The sequence below is a fragment of the Nocardioides sp. GCM10027114 genome (genome assembly GCF_042659625.1).
Classification (GTDB): domain Bacteria; phylum Actinomycetota; class Actinomycetes; order Propionibacteriales; family Nocardioidaceae; genus Nocardioides.
Map to the genome: position 1 here is coordinate 140,552 of NZ_JBHSSS010000026.1, position 21,574 is coordinate 162,125.

Annotated in this window: 23 protein-coding genes; 6 read left to right on the forward strand and 17 right to left on the reverse strand. The window is 73.5% G+C overall.

The features are described 5' to 3' along the window. Nucleotide 1 precedes the first annotated feature (1 nt). Nucleotides 2-1,327 (forward strand): hypothetical protein, encoded by a 1,326-nt coding sequence (locus ACFP2E_RS15045; protein WP_378523008.1) that lies wholly within the window; start codon nt 2-4, stop codon nt 1,325-1,327. On the opposite strand, the gene ACFP2E_RS15050 is transcribed toward ACFP2E_RS15045, so the two are convergent. Both ACFP2E_RS15050 and ACFP2E_RS15055 read right to left on the reverse strand, forming a co-directional pair. Next, nucleotides 1,290-2,654, reverse strand: coding sequence for a CpaE family protein (locus ACFP2E_RS15050; RefSeq protein ID WP_378523007.1), 1,365 nt, complete (start codon nt 2,652-2,654; stop codon nt 1,290-1,292). The two genes, ACFP2E_RS15045 and ACFP2E_RS15050, sit on opposite strands and share 38 nt — an antisense overlap. A 2-nt stretch (nt 2,655-2,656) precedes the next feature. After that, nucleotides 2,657-3,229: a hypothetical protein gene (locus tag ACFP2E_RS15055; RefSeq protein WP_378523006.1), complete on the reverse strand. Its 573-nt coding sequence runs from the start codon at nt 3,227-3,229 to the stop codon at nt 2,657-2,659. A gap of 267 nt (nt 3,230-3,496) precedes the next feature. Between ACFP2E_RS15055 and ACFP2E_RS15060 the strand changes: the two genes are divergently transcribed. Further along, nucleotides 3,497-3,748 carry a helix-turn-helix domain-containing protein gene (locus ACFP2E_RS15060; protein WP_378523005.1) on the forward strand — a complete coding sequence of 84 codons (252 nt, stop codon included), beginning with the start codon at nt 3,497-3,499 and terminating at the stop codon, nt 3,746-3,748. A 7-nt stretch (nt 3,749-3,755) separates the two neighbouring features. Here the strand turns inward: ACFP2E_RS15060 and ACFP2E_RS15065 are convergent, their stop codons facing one another. The 3 genes from ACFP2E_RS15065 to sigE form a co-directional block, all read right to left on the reverse strand. Next, entirely contained in the window at nt 3,756-5,480 is a 1,725-nt protein-coding gene (locus ACFP2E_RS15065) for a trypsin-like peptidase domain-containing protein (protein WP_378523004.1), read from the reverse strand. Nucleotides 5,481-5,591: 111 nt separating this feature from the next. Further along, complete coding sequence (locus ACFP2E_RS15070) at nt 5,592-6,092, reverse strand: zf-HC2 domain-containing protein (RefSeq protein WP_378523003.1); 501 nt, start codon at nt 6,090-6,092, stop codon at nt 5,592-5,594. Continuing rightward, entirely contained in the window at nt 6,089-6,760 is a 672-nt protein-coding gene (gene sigE / locus ACFP2E_RS15075; protein ID WP_378523002.1) for an RNA polymerase sigma factor SigE, read from the reverse strand. The genes ACFP2E_RS15070 and sigE overlap by 4 nt, the downstream gene beginning before the upstream one ends. A gap of 388 nt (nt 6,761-7,148) precedes the next feature. On the opposite strand from sigE, the gene ACFP2E_RS15080 reads away from it, so the two are divergent. Beyond that, entirely contained in the window at nt 7,149-7,793 is a 645-nt protein-coding gene (locus tag ACFP2E_RS15080; protein ID WP_378523001.1) for an O-methyltransferase, read from the forward strand. Between the two features lie 40 nt (nt 7,794-7,833). Here ACFP2E_RS15080 and ACFP2E_RS15085 read toward each other — a convergent pair whose 3' ends face one another. Genes ACFP2E_RS15085 through ACFP2E_RS15095 form a run of 3 tightly spaced genes read right to left on the reverse strand, consistent with a single transcriptional unit; the run spans nt 7,834 to nt 9,957 of the window. After that, entirely contained in the window at nt 7,834-8,172 is a 339-nt protein-coding gene (locus ACFP2E_RS15085) for a hypothetical protein (RefSeq protein WP_378523000.1), read from the reverse strand. Next, entirely contained in the window at nt 8,172-9,788 is a 1,617-nt protein-coding gene (locus ACFP2E_RS15090; RefSeq protein ID WP_378522999.1) for a leucyl aminopeptidase family protein, read from the reverse strand. Before ACFP2E_RS15090 ends, ACFP2E_RS15085 begins: the two co-directional genes overlap by 1 nt. 1 nt (nt 9,789) lies before the next feature. Further along, the gene (locus ACFP2E_RS15095) at nt 9,790-9,957 is read right to left on the reverse strand and encodes a DUF3117 domain-containing protein (protein WP_280610490.1); all 168 of its coding nucleotides are present in this window, start codon (nt 9,955-9,957) and stop codon (nt 9,790-9,792) included. A gap of 237 nt (nt 9,958-10,194) precedes the next feature. Between ACFP2E_RS15095 and ACFP2E_RS15100 the strand changes: the two genes are divergently transcribed. Together ACFP2E_RS15100 and ACFP2E_RS15105 are read left to right on the forward strand one after the other, a co-directional pair. Then, nucleotides 10,195-10,998, forward strand: a complete 804-nt coding sequence (locus ACFP2E_RS15100; RefSeq protein WP_378522997.1) for a PaaX family transcriptional regulator C-terminal domain-containing protein — start codon at nt 10,195-10,197, stop codon at nt 10,996-10,998. Next, nucleotides 10,995-11,813 (forward strand): enoyl-CoA hydratase/isomerase family protein, encoded by an 819-nt coding sequence (locus ACFP2E_RS15105; protein WP_378522996.1) that lies wholly within the window; start codon nt 10,995-10,997, stop codon nt 11,811-11,813. Before ACFP2E_RS15100 ends, ACFP2E_RS15105 begins: the two co-directional genes overlap by 4 nt. A 36-nt stretch (nt 11,814-11,849) precedes the next feature. Here the strand turns inward: ACFP2E_RS15105 and ACFP2E_RS15110 are convergent, their stop codons facing one another. The 8 genes from ACFP2E_RS15110 to ACFP2E_RS15145 all read right to left on the reverse strand — a co-directional run bounded on the left by ACFP2E_RS15110 (nt 11,850) and on the right by ACFP2E_RS15145 (nt 20,433). Then, nucleotides 11,850-12,674: a M14 family zinc carboxypeptidase gene (locus ACFP2E_RS15110; protein WP_378522995.1), complete on the reverse strand. Its 825-nt coding sequence runs from the start codon at nt 12,672-12,674 to the stop codon at nt 11,850-11,852. Nucleotides 12,675-12,694: 20 nt separating this feature from the next. After that, nucleotides 12,695-13,120 (reverse strand): hypothetical protein, encoded by a 426-nt coding sequence (locus tag ACFP2E_RS15115; protein ID WP_378522994.1) that lies wholly within the window; start codon nt 13,118-13,120, stop codon nt 12,695-12,697. 15 nt (nt 13,121-13,135) lie between these two features. Continuing rightward, a complete protein-coding gene (locus ACFP2E_RS15120) occupies nt 13,136-13,516 on the reverse strand; it encodes a DivIVA domain-containing protein (RefSeq protein WP_378522993.1) in 381 nt (126 codons plus the stop codon). 49 nt (nt 13,517-13,565) lie between these two features. After that, nucleotides 13,566-14,360 (reverse strand): TIGR00730 family Rossman fold protein, encoded by a 795-nt coding sequence (locus tag ACFP2E_RS15125; RefSeq protein ID WP_378522992.1) that lies wholly within the window; start codon nt 14,358-14,360, stop codon nt 13,566-13,568. Then, nucleotides 14,360-15,436, reverse strand: coding sequence for a succinyl-diaminopimelate desuccinylase (gene dapE, locus ACFP2E_RS15130; RefSeq protein ID WP_378522991.1), 1,077 nt, complete (start codon nt 15,434-15,436; stop codon nt 14,360-14,362). Before dapE ends, ACFP2E_RS15125 begins: the two co-directional genes overlap by 1 nt. Nucleotides 15,437-15,505: 69 nt before the next feature. Continuing rightward, on the reverse strand, nt 15,506-16,216 hold the full coding sequence (locus tag ACFP2E_RS15135; protein WP_378522990.1) for a VOC family protein: 711 nt from the start codon (nt 16,214-16,216) through the stop codon (nt 15,506-15,508). Next, nucleotides 16,209-19,592, reverse strand: a complete 3,384-nt coding sequence (gene ileS, locus ACFP2E_RS15140) for an isoleucine--tRNA ligase (RefSeq protein WP_378522989.1) — start codon at nt 19,590-19,592, stop codon at nt 16,209-16,211. Before ileS ends, ACFP2E_RS15135 begins: the two co-directional genes overlap by 8 nt. 244 nt (nt 19,593-19,836) lie before the next feature. Further along, complete coding sequence (locus ACFP2E_RS15145) at nt 19,837-20,433, reverse strand: hypothetical protein (RefSeq protein ID WP_378522988.1); 597 nt, start codon at nt 20,431-20,433, stop codon at nt 19,837-19,839. On the opposite strand from ACFP2E_RS15145, the gene ACFP2E_RS15150 reads away from it, so the two are divergent. Continuing rightward, nucleotides 20,432-20,965 (forward strand): hypothetical protein, encoded by a 534-nt coding sequence (locus ACFP2E_RS15150; RefSeq protein WP_378522987.1) that lies wholly within the window; start codon nt 20,432-20,434, stop codon nt 20,963-20,965. The two genes, ACFP2E_RS15145 and ACFP2E_RS15150, sit on opposite strands and share 2 nt — an antisense overlap. On the opposite strand, the gene ACFP2E_RS15155 is transcribed toward ACFP2E_RS15150, so the two are convergent. Further along, a partial coding sequence (locus ACFP2E_RS15155; RefSeq protein WP_378522986.1) for a DUF222 domain-containing protein occupies nt 20,911-21,574 on the reverse strand: 664 nt, incomplete at its 5' end. The two genes, ACFP2E_RS15150 and ACFP2E_RS15155, sit on opposite strands and share 55 nt — an antisense overlap.

The following is a 21,574-nucleotide window of genomic DNA, read 5'->3' on the forward strand; positions in this document are numbered from 1 at the left end:
CGTGGGAACCGATCGCCTGTCGCTGGCCCACGGGATCGGCGGCGCCAAGGACCTGCCCATCTCGCCCGAGCTCGCGATCGCCGGCGCGGTCGCGGCGCTCACCGTCTCCTTCACCGTGCTGGCCGTCGCCTGGCGCACCCCGCGGTACGACGACCCCACCGGCGGCCGCCCGGCCCCCACCGTCGGCACGGTCGTCGACTCGACGGCCTGGCGGGTCGGGCTGCGCGTCGTGGGCATGGTCCTCTTCGCCTACGCCGCGGTCGCGGCGATCTTCGGCCCGGACCTGCTGACCAACCCGTTCTTCGGGATGGTCTACGTCTGGTGGTGGGTCGGCCTCGTCCCGCTCTCGCTGCTGCTCGGCCCGGTCTGGAAGGCGATCAGCCCGGTCCGCACGATCAACACCGTCTTCGCGCGGCTCACCGGCAGCGACCCCGACCGCGGCCTGATGGAGTACCCCGAGCGGCTCGGCTACTGGCCGGCCGCCGTCGGGCTGTTCGCCTTCGTCTGGCTGGAGCTCGTCTACCCCCACGCCACCGAGCTCGGCCCGGTCCGGCTGTGGTGCGCGGCGTACCTCGCCGTGATGCTGCTCGGCGGCGCGCTGTTCGGCAGCCGCTTCTACGAGCACGGCGACCCGTTCGAGGTCTACTCCACGCTCGTCTCGAAGCTGTCGGTCTGGGGCCGCAGCGAGGGCCGGCTCGTGGTCCGGAGCCCGCTCGCCAACCTCGACACGGTCGAGGCGGGGCCCGGCCTGGTGGCCGTGATGGCGGTGCTGTTCGGCAGCACCGCGTTCGACTCGTTCGGCGACTCCAGCTTCTGGGTGCAGTACACCCAGGGCTCGTCGGTCTCGACGTTCCTGCTCGACAACCTGGCGCTGCTGGCGTTCTGCGTCGGCGTGGGCCTGGTCTTCGTGGCCGGCACGGTCGCGACGGGCGTCGACCCCGGGATCCGGCGGCGGGACCTCCCGAACCGGTTCGCCCACTCGATCGTGCCGATCATCGTGGGCTACATCGTCGCCCACTACCTGACCTACCTCGTGGAGTTCGGCCAGCAGACGCTGGTGCTGGCCAGCGACCCGCTGGGCACGGGGGCCGACGTCCTCGGCACCGCCGACATGACGGTGAACTACTGGCTGTCGTTCCACCCGACGTTCCTCGCCAACACCAAGGTGCTCGGCGTCGTGGTCGGCCACGTGCTGGGCGTCATCGCGGCGCACGAGCGGGCGATCCAGGTGCTGCCGCGGCGTCACCAGCTGGTCGGCCAGCTGCCGCTGCTGCTCGCGATGATCGCGTTCACCGTGGGCGGGCTGTACCTGCTGTTCGCCGCCTGAGCCGACCCCTGGCACCCGCAGGACCCGCAGCGCCTGCAGCACCCGCCGCACCTGTCGGTGCCGGCGGCGGGGCGGCTGGCTGGAGGGCGTCGACCAGGGTCGCGAGCCCCCGGCCCAGCGCCGAGTCCCCGACCTCGAGCACGGTGCGCCCGGCCACCAGCGCCCGGTCGACGGCGGCCCGGTCGTCGGGCAGGAAGTGGAGCCCGGTGAGCCGGGTGAAGCCCTCGACCATGCCGGCGATGTCCTTCTCCGCCCAGCCGATGGTCGGCCGCATCCGGTTGACCACCACCCGCACCGGCGCCGCCGACGTCAGCTCGCGCAGCTCGACCAGCCCGCGCGCGAGACGCGACAGTCCGACCGGGTCGGCGCTGCCCACGACCACCACCTCGTCGGCGGCCTCGATCGCCGCGCGGGTCATGTGGTTGCGCCCGGGGCGGGCGCCGAGGTCGGCGGCCGGGTCGTGCTCGAGGTTGAAGCCCGTGTCGACGACGACCTGACCGCCCAGCCGCGGGTGGCTGCGACCCACGTCGAGCAGGTGCTCCAGGACGCCCGGCCGGACCTCGGGCCACCGGTCTGCGCGAGGCAGGCCGGTGACGACCGCGAGGTGCTGGCCCAGCGACCGCGGCACGCCGCCGAACCGGTCGGCGAGCTCGCCGGCCGCTGCGCGCCGGGCGGCGCTGAGCACCCCCGAGACCTCGTCGAGGATGCCGAGCTGCGGGGCGACCGCACCGCCGTAGGGGTCGGCGTCGACGAGCAGGGTCCGCAGGCCGCGGCGCGCCAGCTCGGCGGCGATGCCGACGGCGACCGTGGTCCGGCCGGGAGCGCCGCCCGGGCCCCAGACGGCCACCACCCGCGCCGGCGGCCGATCGTCGGCGGCGGCGCCGTCGTCCGTCAGGTGGGTCGGGCCGCCGCCGGGCTCGCCGTCGCGAGGGACGGGTCCGCGCACCGCCGTCGCATCCGGCTCCCCGCCCGCGGCGACGACGGCGGGCAGGTCGTCGAGCCGGTCCTCCTCGACGACGGCGCGGACGCCGACCCGGGTGGCCCGCAGCGCTCCCGCGTCGAGGCCCGGCCCACCCGGAACGACCGCGACCGGCCGCACGCCGTGGGCGCGGAGGTGGTCGACCGCGGCAGCGTCGAGGCCGGGCGCGTCGACGGCCACCACCGCGACGTCAGCCTGGCCTGCGGTGGCGGCGGCCATCAGGTCCTCCACGTCGACGCACCGCTTCAGCACGACCACTCCGGGACGCTCGCCGAGCAGCGCCAGGGCGCGGGACTCCCAGCCCGCGCCGGCGGCGGCCACGAGCACGACGACAGCGCTGGCGTCCACGCTCAGCCCCGGCGTACGACGGTCAGCACGGGCGCCGTGAGGCCGCCGACCGCGCGGAAGTAGCGGGCGGCGTCCTCCTCCGGCACGTCGAGCACGAGCTGACGGGTGCCCGCGGCGGCGAAGCCGTCGTCGAGCGGCGGCACCTCGAGCACCGTGGCGGCGCTCAGCACCGGCCTGCCGGCGTCGAGCCCGCCGGCCCCGCCGCGACCGGCAGTACCGCGGTCGGCGTCGCCGGGAGTCAGGTAGACGTCGACGACGGACCCGGGCGCCACCGAGGGTGGGACCCGGCCCGGCTCGACCGCGATGGGCAGCTGCACGCCGTCGAGGTCGGCCGCGGAGGCCAGCGCCGAACGCGGCACCAGCTCCCCCTCTGCCAGACCACGGCTGAGCCGGGTGTCGGCCGGCAGGGCGTCGGAGACCGGCAGGTAGAGCGCGAGCTGGTCGGGGTCGGCGAACCGCACCCGCTCGGCCACGAGGTCCTCGGCCGTGAGCAGCTCACCCGCACCGACGTCGTCGGCGACCGCCCAGACGGAGACGGAGTCGTCAGCGGCGCCCACGACCCGGGCGCCGGCCACGACCGACGCGGCGACGATGGCGACGCCGACCCACAGCCGCGGGTCGCGCCAGCCCGGCCGGCTGGCCCGGACCGCGGGCGGCGGCTCGGTGAGCCGCTCGGCAGGTCGGTCGACCGGACGGCTGGATGCAGGACTGGCTGGGTCGAGAGTCCCCCGTTGACACTCACGGGGCCATCATGCAGCCGCGGCGCCGCGAGCGGGAGGGGTTCGTCCACAGCCCGGCGGGCCGCACCGCCGCCGACCGGGCGGGGGTGCGACCATGGGGCCATGTCCGGCACGCCGCGCTTCCTGACCCTCGCCGACGTGGCCGAGGTGCTCAACACCTCCAGCGCGCAGGTCTACGCGCTGGTGCGGCGCGGCGAGCTGCCGGCGATCAAGATCGGCGGCCGCGGGCAGTGGCGGGTGGAGGCCACCCAGCTCGAGGAGTTCATCCAGCGGATGTACGCCGAGACCCGCACCTTCGTCGACCAGCACCCCTTCGTCGAGAGCGACGAGCGGCAGCAGCGGGTCGACGGCTGACGGTCGCTCAGCCGACCTCGGCGCCGAGGCGGACGCTGATCGTCCGCTCGTTGTCGCCCCGCTGCACGGTGAGCTCGATCGTCTCGCCGGGCTGGTGGGTGCGGATCGCCACGATGAGCGCGATGCCGTCGGTCACCCGCTCCCCGTCGATCGCGACGATGACGTCGTCGGCACGCAGGCCGCCCTCGTCAGCGGGCGTGCCGTCCATGACCTCCTCGACCCGGGCACCCTCGCCGGTGCCCTGGACGGTGCGGACGGTCGCGCCGATGACGGGGTAGCGCGCCTCGCCGGTGCGCAGGATCTGGTCGGCGGTGACCCGGACCTGCTCGATCGGGATCGCGAATCCGACCCCGATGTTGCCGGCCCGGCCGCCGAAGCCGCCGGTGGTGGCGATGGCGCTGTTGACGCCGACGACCCGGCCCTGCAGGTCGACGAGCGGCCCGCCGGAGTTGCCGGGGTTGATCGCGGCGTCGGTCTGCACGGCGTTGATGTAGGACGAGGTGTTGCCGGAGTCGCCCGTCGTGACCGGCCGGTCGAGGGCGCTGACGATGCCCGCCGTGACCGTCGAGCTGAGGCCGAGCGGGGAGCCGATCGCGACGACCCCCTCCCCCACGCGCAGCACCTGCGAGGCGCCCAGTGCGGCGGGCCGCAGGTCGCGGACGTCGCGCGAGTAGAGCACCGCGAGGTCGTAGACGGGGCTGCGGCCGACCACGGTGGCCCGGTAGCGGTTGCCCTCCTGGTCGACGATCTCGATCCGGCCGTCGTCCTCGGCGGCGGCCTCGACGACGTGGTTGTTCGTGATGACGTGGCCCTGCCGGTCGAGGACGAAGCCCGACCCGGTCGCGCCACCGGCCTCGCCCTCCACCTCGGCGAGGATCTGCACCGTGCTCGGCAGCAGCTCCTCGGCGACCGCGGCGATCGAGCCGTTGTCGGCCGGCAGCGGGGGCCGGGTCACGGTGTCCACACCGCTCAGGCCACCGTCGACGAGTCCGCCACCGGTCGTGCCCACCCGGTCGACGAGCAGGGCGCCGACGGCGCCGCCGAAGAGGCCGAGCACCAGCGCGAGGCCGGCCACCAGGGGCCAGATCCAGCCGGAGACGCGGGCCCGCGGCTCGGTCGGGCGCGGCATGCCGAAACCGGCGTATGCCGCCGGGCCGGCGGGCTGGCCGTACGGGGGCTGGCCGTGCTGGGGCTGGCCGTACGGGGATTGGCCGTACGGGGGCTGGCCGTACCGGGATTGGCCGTACGGGGGCTGGCCGTGCTGGGGCTGGCCGTAGGGGGGCTGGCCGTAGACCGGCCTGCCGGGCCGGTGCCGGGTGTGCTGGCCGACACTGTCGACGGCCGGGCCCAGCGGCGCCGCGGGCGCCGCCTGACCGGCCTGGGCCGCCTCGTCGGCGGCGTGCCGGCCCCAGCGGCGGTCGGCCCAGCCGGCGGACCAGCCCGGGTGCGGCTGGGCGACCGGGGGCAGCCACGAACCCGGGGCTGTGGGGTCACCGGTCGCGGCAGCGTCATCGTCCGCAGCGGAGTCACCGGACACCACGTCCAGCCCCGCGTCCTGCTCGCCCGGGGCAGCAGCCACCTCCGCCGACGGCGGGACGTCCGGGGCGGGCTCCTGCGACGGAACGGGCTTCTCGGACGGGACGTCACCCGGCCCAGCATGGCGTGGGCTGTCGGCGCGGCCCGGGCTGTCGGCGCGGCCCGCGTGCTCCGGGTCGGTGTCGTGGTGGCTCACGGGGCCCATCCTCGCCCAGCGGGCCAAGCCCCGACCAGCCGGGCGGACAGGTGACGGGCCACCCCACCGGCGCAACCTCTCAGGCGCAAACCTCTCTCAGGCGGGGCACGGTCAGCGGCGGTCGCCGGGCCGGGGCTCCGCGGAGGGCAGTGGTGTGACACCACCGATCCGGAGCACCGGCGGTTCGGTCTGCCGGACCAGGCTGGTCGTCGGCGGCCGGCGGTCGGGGGCCTCGGCGGGAAGCGAGGTCAGCACGACGGCGCCCATCACGGCGGCGCCGAGGGCCCCGCTCCCCAGCGCGAGCGCGCCCGCCACCCCGGGGCGTCGTCCGCCGGAGCCGTGCGTCGGAAAGGGGGGCGGCCGCAGCAGGCTCCCCTGCTCGGCCGGCGCCGGCGTGTGGGTGTCGGCCGCGCCGAGCAGCGCGCCCTTGAGGTGGGAGGGTGCGGCACCGCCGGCCAGCCCGGCGAGCCGGGTCTTCACCCAGCCCTCGCGCTCGACGAGGTCACGGCAGGCGTGGCAGGCGTGGACGTGCTCCCACGCCCGCTCCGCCTCCGCCGGCGGCAGCTGGCCGTCGAGCAGGGCACTGACCCGCGACCCGAGGTGTCCGATCACGAGCCGGTCCCCCCGGGAATGGTGTGGCCCGGAATGGTTTGGCCGGGAATGGTGTGGCCGGGAACGGTCGGCCTGCTGGTCGCGCGGGGGCCGGAGTAGCGCACCCGGCCGGCCTGCGGCGCGCGGTGCGCCAGGGCCTTGCGGAGCATGGCGCGGCCGCGGTGGATGCGTGAGCGGACCGTGCCGAGCTTGGCGTCGAGGATCTCGGCGATCTCCTCGTAGCTGAGCCCCTCGACGTCGCAGAGGACCACGGCGGCCCGGAAGTCGGGGGGCAGGGTGGCGAGCGCCGCCTCGACGTCGTCGTCGAAGCGCTGGTCGGCGTACGCCGTCTCCGGCGCCGGCGAGCTGCTGGTCAGCTGCGCCGCCCGCTCGTCGGAGAGCGCGTCGAAGCGGATCCGCTGCTTGCGGCGGGCCTGGTCGAGGAACAGGTTGGTGGTGATCCGGTGCAGCCAGCCCTCGAACGTGCCGGGGGTGTAGCTGTCCAGGCTGCGGAAGACGCGCACGAAGACGTCGTGCGTGAGGTCCTCGGCGTCGTGCGGGTTGCCCGTGAGCCGGTAGGCGAGCCGGTAGACGCGGTCGGAGTGACGCTCGACGACCTCGTCCCACGTGGGGACGCCCGCGGTCTCCCCCGGGCCCGTTCCCGGGCCGCTGGGTGCGGTCTGGTCCACCTGGACCTCCTCGTGGCGCCTGCGCGCCCCCGTTGCGATCAGTGTCCGGCCCTCCACACGCTAGGAACAACGGCTGAGAGATTCCTGTGACGCCCCTGTGACCTGACCGTTCCGGCCGGCCCGGGACCATTCCCTCTCGACAGCCTCAACGACCGGCCGCGGGCCGGTGTTCCCGGCGGTGTCGCGCCACCCGGCCTCCCTCCCCACGCCTCACGGCTCCCCTCCCCACGCCTCACGGCTCCCCTCCCCACGCCTCACGGCGTTGCCCGCCACGATCGGCACGACGGCCGCGATATGGTCGAGCCGCCCGACACTCCGACCGGCTCCGCCGGCGCCCACCCAGGAGGCCGCCATCACTCCCTCAGCAACGGGTTCCATCCCCGGGCCGATGAAGCCGGCCAGCTGGTCCTACGCCGAGGAGCACGTGCCCGAGGACGACGTCCTCTCGGCGGCGCGGGCCCGCGGCGACGAGGTCGGCGTGGTGCCGATCGGCCCGGGCGGCGGCGCCGCGCTTCGGTTCCTCGCCTCCGTGCTCGAGGCCCGGGCGGTCGTGGAGATCGGCACCGGCACCGGCGTCTCGGGGCTGTGGCTGCTGCGTGGCATGCGCTCCGACGGCGTCCTCACGACCGTCGACATCGAGGCCGAGCACCAGCGGCTCGCCCGGCAGACCTTCGCCGACGCAGGGATCCCCTCGCAGCGGGCACGCACCATCTCCGGGGCGGCGCTCGACGTGCTGCCGCGGCTGACCGACGGGCACTACGACCTGGTCTTCTGCGACGGGGACAAAGCCGAGTACAGCGCCTACCTCGAGGAGGCGCTGCGGCTGCTGCGCCCCGGCGGGGTCGTCGCGTTCGACAACGCCCTGTGGCACGACCGGGTCGCCGACCCGGCCCAGCGCGACGAGGAGACGGTCGCCATCCGCGACCTCAACCGTCGCGTCGCCGAGAGCGAGAGCCTCGTCTCGGTCCTGCTGCCGGTGGGCGACGGCCTGCTGGTGGCCAAGAAGGTGTGGGCGCCCGAGGCCGGCGAGTAGCCGGGGCGGGCACCACCCTCGCGAGGAGCGGCGACCGGGATCAGCCGCGGGCCGACGCCCGGAAGCCGCCGGCGCCCTCCGCGATCGCGACGACGTCGCACGGCTCGATGAGCACCGGCCCGCTGCCGACGATGTGCGAGACCGGCGACTCCGCGGCGGTCGCGGTGAACCGCTCCTGGAACTCGGCCCGCGCCTCGTCGGAGGCGAAGACGTAGCTGCCCTCGAACCAGTCACCGGCACGCATCCGCCAGGTCTTGTAGGACAGTCCCCCCATGCCGGTGAACCGGTCGTGCGAGGACTCGGCGACGTACGCCGTCAGCTCGTCCGCCACGCTCTCGGGCGCGTCGGCGAGCGACCAGCGGACGGTCAGACCCCTCATCAGGCACCGATCCCGGCCAGCGGGTCGTCGCCGCCGAGCCACTCGAGCAGCAGCCTCGCCCCGAAACCGGTCGGGCCGGTCGTCCACTCGTCGCGGTCGGCGGGCGCGTCGCCCACGGATGCGATGTCGAGGTGGGCCCACGGGGTGGACCCCACGAAGTGCTGGAGGAACAGCGCCGCCGTGATCGCGCCCGGGCCGCCCGGCGCGTTGTCGGCGTCGGCGACCTTCGACTCGAGCAGCTCCTCGTAGTCGGCCGCCAGCGGGAACCGCCACAGCGGCTCGCCGGAGGTCCCGCCCGCCTCGCGCAGCACCCGTGCGAGCTCCTCGTCGTTGGCGAAGTAGCCGCCGACCTGCTGGCCCAGCGCGACCTTCATCGCCCCGGTCAGGGTCGCGACGTCGACGATGACCGCCGGGTCGAGCTCCTCGGTGGCATAGGCGAGCGCGTCGGCCATCACCAGGCGCCCCTCGGCGTCGGTGTTGGTGACCTCGCTGGTCCGGCCGCCGTAGTGGCGCACCACGTCACCGGGTCGCAGCGCGTTGCCGCTGACGGCGTTCTCCGCGGCGGCGACCAGCCCGGTCACCCGGACCGGACAGTCCACGGCAGCCAAGGCGCCCATCACCGCGATCACCACGGCACCGCCGGTCATGTCGCGCTTCATGTTGGTCATCGCCTCGGCGGGCTTGATCGACAGCCCGCCGGTGTCGAAGGTGATCCCCTTGCCGACCAGCACCACCCGCGGTGCCTTGCGGCCGCCCTTGGTGGTCCCCTTGGCAGCCCCCTTGGCACTGCGCGAGGGCTTGTAGTCGAGGCGGATCAGGCAGGGCGGGGTGGCGGAGGCCTGCCCCACGCCGACGATGCCGCCGAAGCCCGCGGCACGGAGGCGGTCGGCGTCCCAGACAGTGGCGTCGAGGCCGACCTCGTCCGCGACGGCGACGGCCTGGTCGGCCAGCCACGCGGGGTTCTTGATGTTGGAGGGGACCGTCGCGAGGGTGCGGGCGCGCCAGCCGGCGCCGCCCACGGCGACCGCCCGCTCGAGCGCGTCGACCAGGGTCGGCGAGTCGGGCTGGGCGGCGAGCACCACACGCCCGACGGGCGGGTTCTCCGGCGGCGCGGAGCGCAGCTCGAACGTGAACCCGGCGAGCATCGCGCCGACGACGAAGGCACCCAGCACGTCCTCGCCCCCGACCGCCGGGACCGAGGTCGCCACGCTGGCGCGACCACGCACGGCCCGCGCCAGGGCGGCACCCGCCCGGCGCAGGTCGGTGGTACTGCGCCCGCCGACGCCGACGAGCAGCACGAGCCGCAGGTCGGGGTTGGTCGGACTCCCCGTGGGCACCGGGAGGCTGGTCACCTCGCCGGTCTTCCCACTGGCCTTGACGTCCTCGAGGACGGCCAGCAGGTCGACGTCGAGCTCCTCGGCCAGCTCCGCACCACCCGGGCCGAGCAGCACGCCGCCGCCGGCGGCGTCGTCCCCGTCGGACCGGTCGCCGTCGTTCGGCAGCACGGGCACCGCGACGACCTCCACGCCGCGCAGGGCGTGGGGGCGCAGGGCGCTGAGCGCGAACTCCGGCGGCGAGACCTGGGTGGGCAGTGAAGTCAGGTCAGGGGCGGCCACGTCAGCCGACGACGTCCTTCAGCGCGGCGCCGAGGGCTCCGGCCTCCTCGGCGTTGAGCTCGACGACCAGCCGACCGCCACCCTCGAGGGGCACGCGCATCACGATGCCGCGACCTTCCTTGGTGACCTCCAGAGGACCGTCACCCGTCCGGGGCTTCATCGCCGCCATCGGCGCACCTCTTCCCTGTTGCAGTGTCATAGGGCGGCCGTCGCTCGATGGTCCACCCGTTCGTACGGGCGGGTCCCCGCGACCCGCCCGCGTCGTGCCGACGTCCATTATCCCCCATGACCCGGTGACCCGGACCACAGGTCCCCACCGGTGGCCTCCGATCCTGCCCCGGACGGTGCCGCGCCACCGTCCGCGGATAGCGGGCACCACGCCCCCGCGGCTGGCAGACTCCGGGACATGCGCGCAAGGTCCGCCCTGTTCGACCTGTACGGTGACCACCTCCGCAGCCGCGACAACCAGGCCCCGGTGGCCGCCCTGGTGCGGCTCCTCGACCCGGTCGGGATCGCCGCGCCGGCCGTGCGCACCGCCATCTCGCGCATGGTGATGCAGGACTGGCTCGAGCCGGTCGCCCTGCCCGAGGGGCGCGGCTACCGCGCCACCCGCCGGGCCATCCGCCGGCTCGACGAGGCGGCCGACCGCATCTACCGCCGCAGTGAGCGGACCTGGGACGGCTTCTGGCACCTTGCCCTCGTCACGCTGCCGTCCGAGCGCTCGTTGCGGACCCGGATCCGCGCCGATCTCGCCTTCCTCGGGTACGCCGAGATCGCCGACGGCGTGTGGATCAGCCCCCACCCCCGCAGCGAGCTCGAGGCGGTGCTGGACCACCCCGGCACGACGCTGCGCACCGCCCGGGCGGACCGGATCGACCCCGAGCCGACGGGCGCGTGGGACCTGAGGTCGCTGGGCGAGGCCTACCGCCGCTGGCTCGACACCGTCGACCGGCTGGTGGCCCTCGACCCGGTGGGCCACGCCGACCCGGACGAGGCGGCGTTCGCTGCGCGCTTCCAGCTCGTGCACGAGTGGCGCAAGTTCCTGTTCGCCGACCCCGGGCTGCCGGACCGGCTGCTCCCCGCCGACTGGCCGGGCTTCGAGGCCGCCCGCCGCTTCTCGGAGGAGGCGGCCCGGCTCAAGCCCGCCGCGGACCGGTTCGTCGCCGGCTGTCTGGACGCCGGGCCCGTTGCGGCAGACTCCCCCTCATGACGAGCTCCCCGACTGCCGGCCGGACCACCGGACCCGTGCGCCTCGACATCACCGACGGCGTCGCCACGATCACGCTGGACAGGCCCGAGGCGATGAACAGTCTCGACGTCGCCACCAAGGAAGCGCTGCGCGACACGGTGCACGCCGTCGCCGAGGACCCCGCTGCCCGCTGCGTGGTGCTCACCGGGACCGGCCGGGCGTTCTGCGTCGGCCAGGACCTCAAGGAGCACGTCGAGATCCTCAACAGCGGGTCGAGCGACGAGCTCTTCCGCACCGTCGACGAGCACTACAACCCGATCGTCACGGCGATCGCCACCATGCCCAAGCCGGTCATCGCGGCCGTCAACGGCGTCGCGGCGGGTGCCGGGGCCAGCCTCGCCTTCGCCTGCGACCTGCGGATCCTCAGCGAGCAGGCCGGCTACAACCTCGCCTTCGCCAATATCGCGCTCTCCTGCGACACCGGTGCGAGCTACCACCTGCAGCGGCTCGTCGGCCGGGCCAGGGCGATCGAGCTGCTCTACTTCCCCTCCACCGTCTCGGCCGCCGACGCGCTCGAGCTCGGTCTGGCCACCCGCGTCGTGCCGGCCGAGGAGCTGACCGCGACCGTCCAGGAGCTGGCCGCCCGGCTGGCGGCCGGGCCGACCGTGGCCCTCGGCGCCATCCGCCGGTCGGTGGCCTTCGCCGCCGGTCACGGGCTCGAGGAGTCCCTCGAGCTGGAGAGCCGGATGATGACCCTCACCGGCTCCACGGAGGACCACCGGGCCGCGGTCGACGCCTTCCTGGCCAAGCAGAAGCCGACCTTCGAGGGTCGCTGACCCGCTGCTGACTGGGCCTCAGCCCACCGGCTCCGCTCAGTCGACGGGCTCAGCCTGGGGGTCGCCGCGCCACGCGCCCCAGATCGACAGCACCTGTCGCGGTGCGGTGACCCGCATCCGCCGCCGCGGCGGGGACGCGCCGTACTCGACGGTGAGGGCGGAGCCCTTGAAGGTCGCGTTGTACCAGCTGGTCATCGTGCCGTGGCAGACCCCGCCGCAGTCGAACGTCTTGCGCGGCAGGTCGAGCTTGCGGGCGACCTTCTGCGCGAACTTCCGGTCCTTGGTGTCGGTGTCGACGCCGTGCAGCGGCTGGTGGAACGACAGGATCCGGCGCGGCTTCACGTCGCGCAGGAAGCGCATCATCGCCCGCGTCTCGGGCTCCGACGCGGGCCGCGGCCCCGACTCGTAGTTGCCGTCGAGGTCCCGCCAGTTGTGCGGGTAGTTGCGGTTGAGGTCGACGCCGCGGGCGTTCTTGCGGGTCCCGGCGGCAAGCCCGTCGGGGTTGTACGTCGGCACCACCCACAGGTCGATGCCGTGCACCGGCTTGCCGTCGACGAGGGCGCGGAGGATCTGGCGGGTGTGCGGCTCGTTGCCGTGCATCGTCGAGATCAGCACGACCTTGGTCTCCCCGGGCTCCCCGAGCCGGTAGGCCATGATCTTGCGGCCCTGCACGGACCGACCGAGGACGCGCTTGCGGATGACCGCACTGTCATGGTCCTCGGCCGCGGTGTGCGCCGCGGCGACCCCTGCCGTCGTGGCGGTCGTGGCTGCTGTCGTCGGTGCCGTGCCGGCGACCGTCGCGGTCGTTGCCAGCAGCCCCGTCAGCGCCGCGACAAGCGCGGCCCGAGTCCTCCCCCGCACGCCCCCGCGCACCGGCGGCCTCAGACCGTCGAGGTGAGGTAGGCGAAGGTGAACACCGCGACGCCGACCAGCAGGCCGACGTGGGCGAGGACCGAGAGGCCCGGCCCCTCGGACCAGGTGTCGCTCTTCACCGTCGTCGCGTGGCGGCCACGGCTCGGCATCCAGCGGACCAGTATCAACAGCCCGGCCACGACGGTGACCCACCAGAACGCGAGGGCGACGATCCCCATCGCCTCGCCGCCGAGGAACGTGTCGTCGCCGGCGACCAGGAAGACCAGCCACAGCACGAGCGCCAGCACGCCGGCCACGGAGTGCACGTTCATCAGGGTCGGACCGACCTGCAGCGCACCACCGCCGCCGTGCTCGCCACCGAGCCGCACCCGGGTCAGCACGACGACCACGGCCGCCAGCGCGGTCAGGACGTAGACGATCACCTCGAGCGACACGCTGGGAAGTCTGCCCTAGTCGCTCGCGTCGTTTCCACGACGCCCCGGTGTCGAGGGCTGTTCAATGTCGTGCTCGTCCTCGGCGACCGGTTCGGCGCCGGCGGCGGCCTGCGGCTGCTCCGGCCAGCCGATGGCCTCCTGCTGGCCCTCGAGCTCGCCCTCGAGCTGCACGGCGAGCCGGTCGAGCAGCGCGTCGACCTCGGCCATCCGGTAGCCGCGGAAGGCCAGCGGGAACCGCACCCGCCGCAGGTCGTCGGGTCGCAGCGGGCGCTCCGGCGGGAGCCCGGACTCGGGGCGGTCGTCGTACACCTCGGCCATGGGGGTCCCGCGGCCGGCGGCGACCACGGCGATGCCGCCGAGGGCGAGCACCACGAGGATCGCGAGGAACCAGGTCATCACTGCGCTGCTCCACTCACTTCGGGCTCACTTCGGGCTCACTTCGGGCTCACTCCGGCTGGTGCGGGTGCTCGGCGCTGGGGCCGCGCCCGGCCCGGGCCGCCACCATGAGCGAGATCGCCTCGTCGATGTCGTCGGTGACGGTGATCAGGTCGAGGTCCTCGGGCGAGATCTTGCCGTGCTCGAGCAGGGTGCCGCGCAGCCAGTCGATCAGGCCCGTCCAGTAGTCGCGACCGAGCAGCACGATCGGGAACGACGTCTTCTTGCCGGTCTGCACGAGCGTGAGCGCCTCGAACAGCTCGTCGAGGGTGCCGATGCCGCCGGGCAGCGCGATGAAGCCCTGGGAGTACTTCACGAACATCGTCTTGCGGACGAAGAAGTAGCGGAAGTTGATGCCCTTGTCGACCCACTCGTTGAGGCCGGTCTCGAAGGGCAGCTCGATGCCGAGGCCCACGCTGACGCCGCCCGCCTCGGAAGCACCCTTGTTGGCGGCCTCCATGGTCCCCGGCCCGCCGCCCGTGATGACGGCGAAGCCGGCCTCGACGAGCTTGCGGCCGACCTCCTCGGCCTCGGCGTAGTGGGGGTGGTCGAGCGGGGTGCGGGCGGAGCCGAAGACAGCCACGGCCGGTCCGAGCTCGGCCAGGGAGCCGAAGCCCTCGACGAACTCGGACTGGATGCGCAGCACGCGCCACGGGTCGGTGTGGACCCAGTCGCTCGGACCGCGCGAGTCGAGGAGCCGCTGGTCGGTGGTGGTGGTGTCGATCTGCTTGCGGCGCATCAGCTCCGGGCCGCGGTGCTTCTGCCGGTCCCCCTCGAGGTGACGGGGCCGCTGGTTCTCGGCCATCACTCGCCTCCCAGCCAGCTGCGCAGCTGCGTCTCGCAACGCTCGATGTGCTCCACCGGCACGTGCTCGTCCTGCTTGTGGGCCAGCATCGGGTCACCGGGGCCGAAGTTCACCGCCGGCACGCCGAGGCCGGTGAAGCGGGCGACGTCGGTCCAGCCGAACTTGGGGTTCACCACGCCGCCGACCGCCTCGACGAACGCCTTCGCGGCGGGGACGCCCAGCCCGGGCAGGGCGCCGGGGGCGGTGTCGGTCACGCGCACGTCGTACCCGTCGAAGAACTCGCGGCAGAAGGCCTCGGCCTCCGCCTCGCTGCGGTCCGGCGCGAACCGGTAGTTCACCTCGACGACGCACTCGTCGGGGATGACGTTGCCCGCGACGCCGCCGCTGATCGCGACCGCACTGAGGCCCTCGTGGTACTCCAGCCCGTCGATCACCGGTCGGCGCGCCTCGTAGGTGTTGAGCCGGCCCAGCACCTCGGCGGCGCCGTGGATGGCGTTGACTCCGCGCCAGGACCGGGCGGAGTGGGCGCGCTCGCCGGTGGTGCGCACCTCGACCCGCATCGTGCCCTGGCAGCCCGCCTCCACATGGGCATTGGAGGGCTCCATGAGGATGGCGAAGTCGGCCTCGAGCAGCTCGGGGTGCGCCTCGCTGAGCAGCTTGAGGCCGTTGAACTCCGCCTCGATCTCCTCGGCCTCGTAGAGCACGTAGGTGGCGTCGCGGTTCGGCTCGGGCACGGTCGCCGCGAGCCGGAGGATGACCGCGTCGCCGCCCTTCATGTCGCAGGTGCCGAGGCCGTGGAGGATGCCGTCCTCGAGCCGCGACGGCAGGTTGTCGTTGACCGGCACGGTGTCGAGGTGGCCGGCGATCACCACCCGCTCGGGGCGGCCGAGCTCGGTGCGCGCCACGACCGTGTTGCCGTGGCGGACGACCGTGAGGTGCGGCAACGGCCGCAGCGCCGCCTCGACGGCGTCGGCGATGGCCTGCTCGTTGCGGCTCACCGACTCGATGTCGACGAGCTGGGCGGTGAGCGTGACGGCGTCGGCGGTGAGGTCGAGCGGGGCAGTCATGGGCCCCATCCAACCAGCCGCGCGCGGGGCCGACGCGGTGACCCACGGCGGGTCGAGCCCGTAAAGACCCGGTCCCGCTCAGCGCTCCGGGAACACGCAGAACTCGTTGCCCTCCGGGTCGGCGAGCACGGTCCACCTCGGCATGTCCCACAGGGGGGTGGCGCCGGCTGCGATGATCGCCTCCGCGTCGCCGGTGACGTCCCAGTGGACCCGGTTGGGTCCCACCCTCGGCTCGGGCACGGCGGCGAAGTCGATCGTCAGCACCGGGTCAGGGGTGGCGTGCTCCAGCGTGTACAGGCCGTCGTGGCCCTCATAGGTCGTCGGGGTCACCCCGAGCAGACCGCCCCACCAGGCCGCCTGTGCCGCCGGGTCGACACAGTCGACCCCGATGCCGTGCAGCCGGTACGCCGGCAGCCCGCCGTCGTCGACAGGACGCTCGGGGTCGCGCAGGAAGGCGCAGAACTCTCCGCCCTCCGGGTCCGCCATGAGGGTCCAGCCGAAGCCGGTGTCCTCCGCCCGCGCCAGCACCGTCGCACCGAGCACCTCGAGCTCCGCGATGGACCCGGCGTACACGTCGAGGTGGAGCCGGTTCTTGACCGTCTTCGGTCGGTCCACCCCGTTGACCCAGATCCGCTGGTAGGTCGCGTGCCCGGTCAGGCAGGCGCCGTGCTCCGTGGACTCCGCCTGCAGCCCGACCACGGCCGCCCAGAAGGGCGCGAGGACCTGCGGGTCCTCGGCGTCGAGCACCAGGTCCTGCCAGCGGGCCAGCGGCCCGGAGGCGTCAGACACGGACCACCTTCACCGTGGCGGTCTCGCCGTCGCCGACCACGACCCCGGCGCCGGCGGCGCCCTCGGTGGTGACGGTGAACGAGGTCGCCAGCGTCTCGCCGGTGATCAGCGCCTCGTGCGTGCGGGCAGCCTCGGCCACCGCCTCGGAGCCGCCGATGGTCAGCGTGATCCGGTCGGAGACCTCGAGGCCCGCGTCGCGACGGGCCTGCTGGACCGCGCGCACCAGGTCGCGGGCGAGGCCCTCGGCCGCCAGCTCCGCGGTGACCACCGTGTCGAGCACGACGAAGCCGCCGCGCGGCAGCATCCCGATCGCGGCACCGTCGTCGTCGGAGCCGGCCACGGTCTCGAGGGTGTACTCGCCCTCCTGCAGCTGCAGGCCGCCGGCGGTGACGGTGCCGTCCTCGGCCACCGACCAGTCGCCCGACTTCGAGCCCTTGATCGCGGCCTGCACGTCCTTGCCGAGCCGCGGCCCGGCGGCGCGGGCGTTGACCGTCAGCTTCTGGGACACGCCGTACGACGCCGCCTCCGGCGCCGCTGCGTCGAGCAGGCGGACCTGCTTGACGTTGACCTCGTCGGCCACGATCGACTCGAAGCCGGCCAGCGCGGCCGCATCGTCGACGACCACGGTGAGCGAGGCCAGCGGCAGCCGGTTTCGCAGGCTCGCGGCCTTGCGCAGCGCCGAGGTCGCCGAGCAGACGTCGCGGACCTGGTCCATCGCGGCGACCAGCGCGTCGTCCTCGGGCAGCGAGTCGACCGACGGCCAGTCGGTCAGGTGGACCGAGCGCTCGCCGGTGAGGCCGCGCCAGATCTCCTCCGTGGTCAGCGGCAGCAGCGGCGCCGCGACCCGGCAGACCGTCTCCAGCGCCGTGTAGAGCGTGTCGAACGCGTCGGTGTCGGCCTCGCCGCCGGTGGCCCAGAACCGCTCGCGGGAGCGCCGGATGTACCAGTTGGTGAGCACGTCGAGGAACGTCCGCGTCGAGTCGCAGGCGTTGGCGACCTCGTAGTTGTCGAGCTGGTCGGTCATCGCCGCGACGTACTGGCGCAGCTTCGCCAGCAGGTAGCGGTCGAGCGGGTCGGTGGAGTCGGTGCGCCAGGTCGCCTCGTACCCCTCGCCGTGGCCGGTGCGGCCCTTCAGGTCGCTGCCGGTGGTGACGGCGTTGGCGTAGAGCGAGAAGAAGTACCAGCTGTTCCACAGCGGGATCAGCACCTGCCGCACCGAGTCGCGGATGCCCTGCTCGGTGACGATGAGGTTGCCACCGCGCAGGATCGGGCTCGACATCAGGAACCAGCGCATCGCGTCGGCGCCGTCGCGGTCGAAGACCTCGTAGACGCTCGGGTAGTTGCGCAGCGACTTCGACATCTTGTTGCCGTCGGAGCCGAGCACGATGCCGTGGCTGACGCACGTCGAGAACGCCGGCTTGTCGAACAGCGCGGTCGCGAGGATGTGCAGCGTGTAGAACCAGCCGCGGGTCTGGCCGATGTACTCGACGATGAAGTCGGCCGGGAAGTGTCCGGTCGATCCCTGGGCGCCCTCCGCGCCGGCGAACCACTCGGCGTTCTCGAACGGGTAGTGCACCTGGGCGAAGCTCATCGATCCGGAGTCGAACCACACGTCGAGCACGTCGGTGACGCGGCGCATCATCGACTTCCCCTCCTCGAGCGACCGCGGGTCGTCCGGGTTCGGGCGGACCAGGTCGTCGACGAACGGCCGGTGCAGGTCGGGGTTGCCGTCCTTGTCCCGCGGCAGCCGGCCGAAGTCGCGCTCGATCTCCTCGAAGGAGCCGTAGACATCGATCCGGGGGTACGCCGGGTCGTCGCTCTTCCAGACCGGGACCGGGCTGCCCCAGAACCGGTTGCGGGTGATCGACCAGTCGCGGGCGTTCTCCAGCCACTTGCCGAACTGGCCGTGCTTGATGTGCTCCGGCACCCAGCGGATCTGGTCGTTGAGCTCCAGCATCCGCTGCTTGAACGCCGTCACCTCGACGAACCACGACGAGACACCCTTGTAGATCAGGGGCTCGCGGCAGCGCCAGCAGTGTGGGTAGGAGTGGTCGTAGCTCTCGCGGCGCAGCAGGATCGTGCCGGCCGTGACCGAGCCGGTCTCGCCGCTCCCCGCTGCTTCTCCACCACGGGTGGCGGCCTTGAGGTGCTCGATGATCGGCTGGTTGGCGTCGAAGACCAGCATCCCGGCGTAGTCGTCGACCGGGGTGTGGAAGCGGCCGTCCTTGCCGACCGGCATGACCGCCTCGATCTTCTCGCGGTCGGTGACGGCCTTGTCCTCCTCACCGAAGGCGCCGGCGGTGTGCACCAGCCCGGTGCCGTCGGTGGTGGTGACGACGTCGTCGGCGGGCACGAGGCGGAAGGCGTTCTCGTGGCCCTCGAAGTAGGAGAAGGGCGGCGTGTAGCGGCGGCCGACCAGGTCGGCGCCGCGGTAGCGGCCGAGGACGACCGGCTCGCCGTCGGGGCCGGCCAGCTCGCGGGAGTACGCCGCGAGGCGCGGCTCGGCGAGCAGGTAGCGGGCGGTGGCGCCCTCACCGTCCGGACCCTGCCGGCCGGGCACGGGCGCCTCGACGACGACGTACTCGATCTCCGTGCCGACCATGACCGCGAGGTTCGACGGCAGGGTCCACGGCGTGGTCGTCCAGACGAGGACGTGGGCACCGTCGAGGACGGGGTCGTCGCCGCGGGTCTCGAGCTCGTAGCCGACGGTGACCGCGGGGTCCTGCCGGTTCTGGTAGACGTCGTCGTCCATCCGCAGCTCGTGGTTGGAGAGCGGCGTCTCGTCGTTCCAGCAGTAGGGCAGGACGCGGAAGCCCTCGTAGACGAGGCCCTTGTCGTAGAGGGACTTGAAGGCCCAGATGACGCTCTCCATGTACTCCGGGTTGAGCGTCTTGTAGTCGTGGTCGAAGTCGACCCAGCGGGCCTGGCGGGTGACGTAGTCGCGCCACTCGTCGGTGTACTTCAGCACCGAGGCGCGGCAGGCCTCGTTGAACTTCTCGATGCCGAGCTCGTGGATCTCCTCGGTCGTCTTGAGGCCGAGCTGGCTCATCGCCTCGAGCTCGGCGGGCAGGCCGTGGGTGTCCCAGCCGAAGCGGCGCTCGACGCGCCGGCCGCGCATGGTCTGGTAGCGCGGGACGATGTCCTTGACGTAGCCGGTGAGCAGGTGACCGTAGTGCGGCAGGCCGTTGGCGAACGGCGGGCCGTCGTAGAAGACGTACTCATTCTCGCCGTTCTCGCCCGCGTCGCGCTGCTCGACCGAGGCGCGGAAGGTGTCGTCGTCCTTCCAGTACGCGAGGACGCGCTCCTCGATCTCCGGGAAGTTGGGCGTCGACGACACGGAGCGGTGCGCTCCGGTGGAGACCTTCGGGTACGTCACGGCACTTCTCCTGCAGCTTCGTCGGTTGAGCCTGTCGAAACCACAGGGACGATCGTCGGGACCGCGGTACCACCCTGCTTGCCGGCGTACCGGCCACTTCGTTCACGGCTGTGACGGGCCTACCCGTCCGGGTCTAGTGAGGAGACCGCCGGCGTGCGGTTCCCGTTCTTCCGGAGGCTCGCCGCTGATGACGGCTCGGACGCCTGTGGGCACAGGGTACGACCGCCGGCCCGTCCCCCGCGAATCAGTTGCACGGGTCCAGCCAGGCGAGGATCCTGCCCGCCGCCTCGTCGGGGGTGAGCCGGCTGTTGTCGAGGCGCAGGTGGCGGTGGGGAGCGATGACCTCCTCGGCGAGGCTGGGGCGGTCCGGGTCCGTGTTGAGGCGGTACCGCTCGTCGGACTCCCGCACGTGCGCGTCCGACCACACCAGGTCGGACTTCGACGGCTTGGCCGCGACCCGGTCGGGCTGCTTGTTGCGGACCAGTCGGGTCTCGAGGTCGGTGTAGAGCTCCACGAAGGAGACCGGCAGCCCCCGGTCGACGTACGGCGCGACGTACTCGCGCACCACCTCGCCGCTCCCCACCTCGTCGACGGGCCACACGAAGGTGAAGACGAGGCGTACGCCGTGCTCGGCCGCGGCGTTGATGACCCGGATCCGCAGGTCGTCCTTGAGCGCGTCGAAGGGCGGCGTGCCGAACCCGAACACGTCGGCCAGCGGCTCGATGGTGTGGTGGTTGTGGAACAGCCGGAAGTCCGAGGCCGCGCAGATCGCCCGACCCACGGTCAACTTCCCGACCGCGGGCGGCCCGATGACGACGACGAGCTCCCCCTGCTGCGACATGCGGCTGACCGTACGCGGCGGCGCGCGCCGGCTGCCAAGGCTTATCTGCGTCGATGTAACCGCACGTCGCCGCAACCACCCGCCGGTCGAGCCCGTCGAGACCCCCGCACCCGCGCAGGGCAGCCACCACCCGCCGGTCGAGCCCGTCGAGACCCCCGCACCCGCGCAGGGCAGCCACCACCCGCCGGTCGAGCCCGTCGAGACCCCCGCACTCACGCAGGGCAGCCACCACCCGCCGGTCGAGCCCGTCGAGACCCCCGCACCCGCGCAGGGCAGCCACCACCCGCCGGTCGAGCCCGTCGAGACCCCCGCACTCACGCAGGGCAGCCACCACCCGCCGGTCGAGCCCGTCGAGACCCCCGCACTCACGCAGGGCAGCCACCACCCGCCGGTCGAGCCCGTCGAGACCCCTGGACACTTCGCCCGCAGACACCGGGGTTGGCGGCGGCGGGCCAGCGACCTCGGAGCCAATGACTCCTATCTGCGTCGGTGGAACCTCACGTCGCCGGAGGCGTGGAACTCGGTCGTGTAGGCCGGGTCGTGGGCGCGGTGGTGGTGCCACGAGCAGAGACTGACGCCGTCCTCGAGGTCGGTCCGGCCGCCCTCGGCCCACGGATGCTTGTGATGCGCCTCTGACCAGGTCGCGGGGATGGTGCAGCCGGCCGCGCGACAGGTCTTGTCCCGCACCGCCATCGCGAGCCGCTGGGCGTCGGTGAACAGCCGCTTCGCGCGGCCCTGGTGGAGGACCTCGCCCCTGCCGCCGAGCACCATCGGCACCAGGTCCGCGGTGCAGGCCAGCCGCATCGCCTCGGCCGCGGACACGAGGTCGCCGGTCCCGAGCCCGGCCGCACCGAGCCGGGTGCGGAGCTGGTCGAGGTCGATCGTCACCACCACCGTGGTGGCGCGGCCGCCGTGCCGCGGCAGCCGGGCGGGGTCGAGGTGCTCGAGCAGCGCCCCGAACGCTTCCCCGAGCAGCCGGGCGGGGTCGAGGTGCTCGAGCAGCGCCCCGAACGCTTCCCCGAGCAGCCGGTCCCGCGGAACCCTCTCCGCTCCGCTTGCTTGGCGTGGGCTGGAGTACGCGTCCAGGTACGTCTTCAGGCGGCTGGCCACGGCGTCGCTGACGCGGGCATGGATCTCGGTC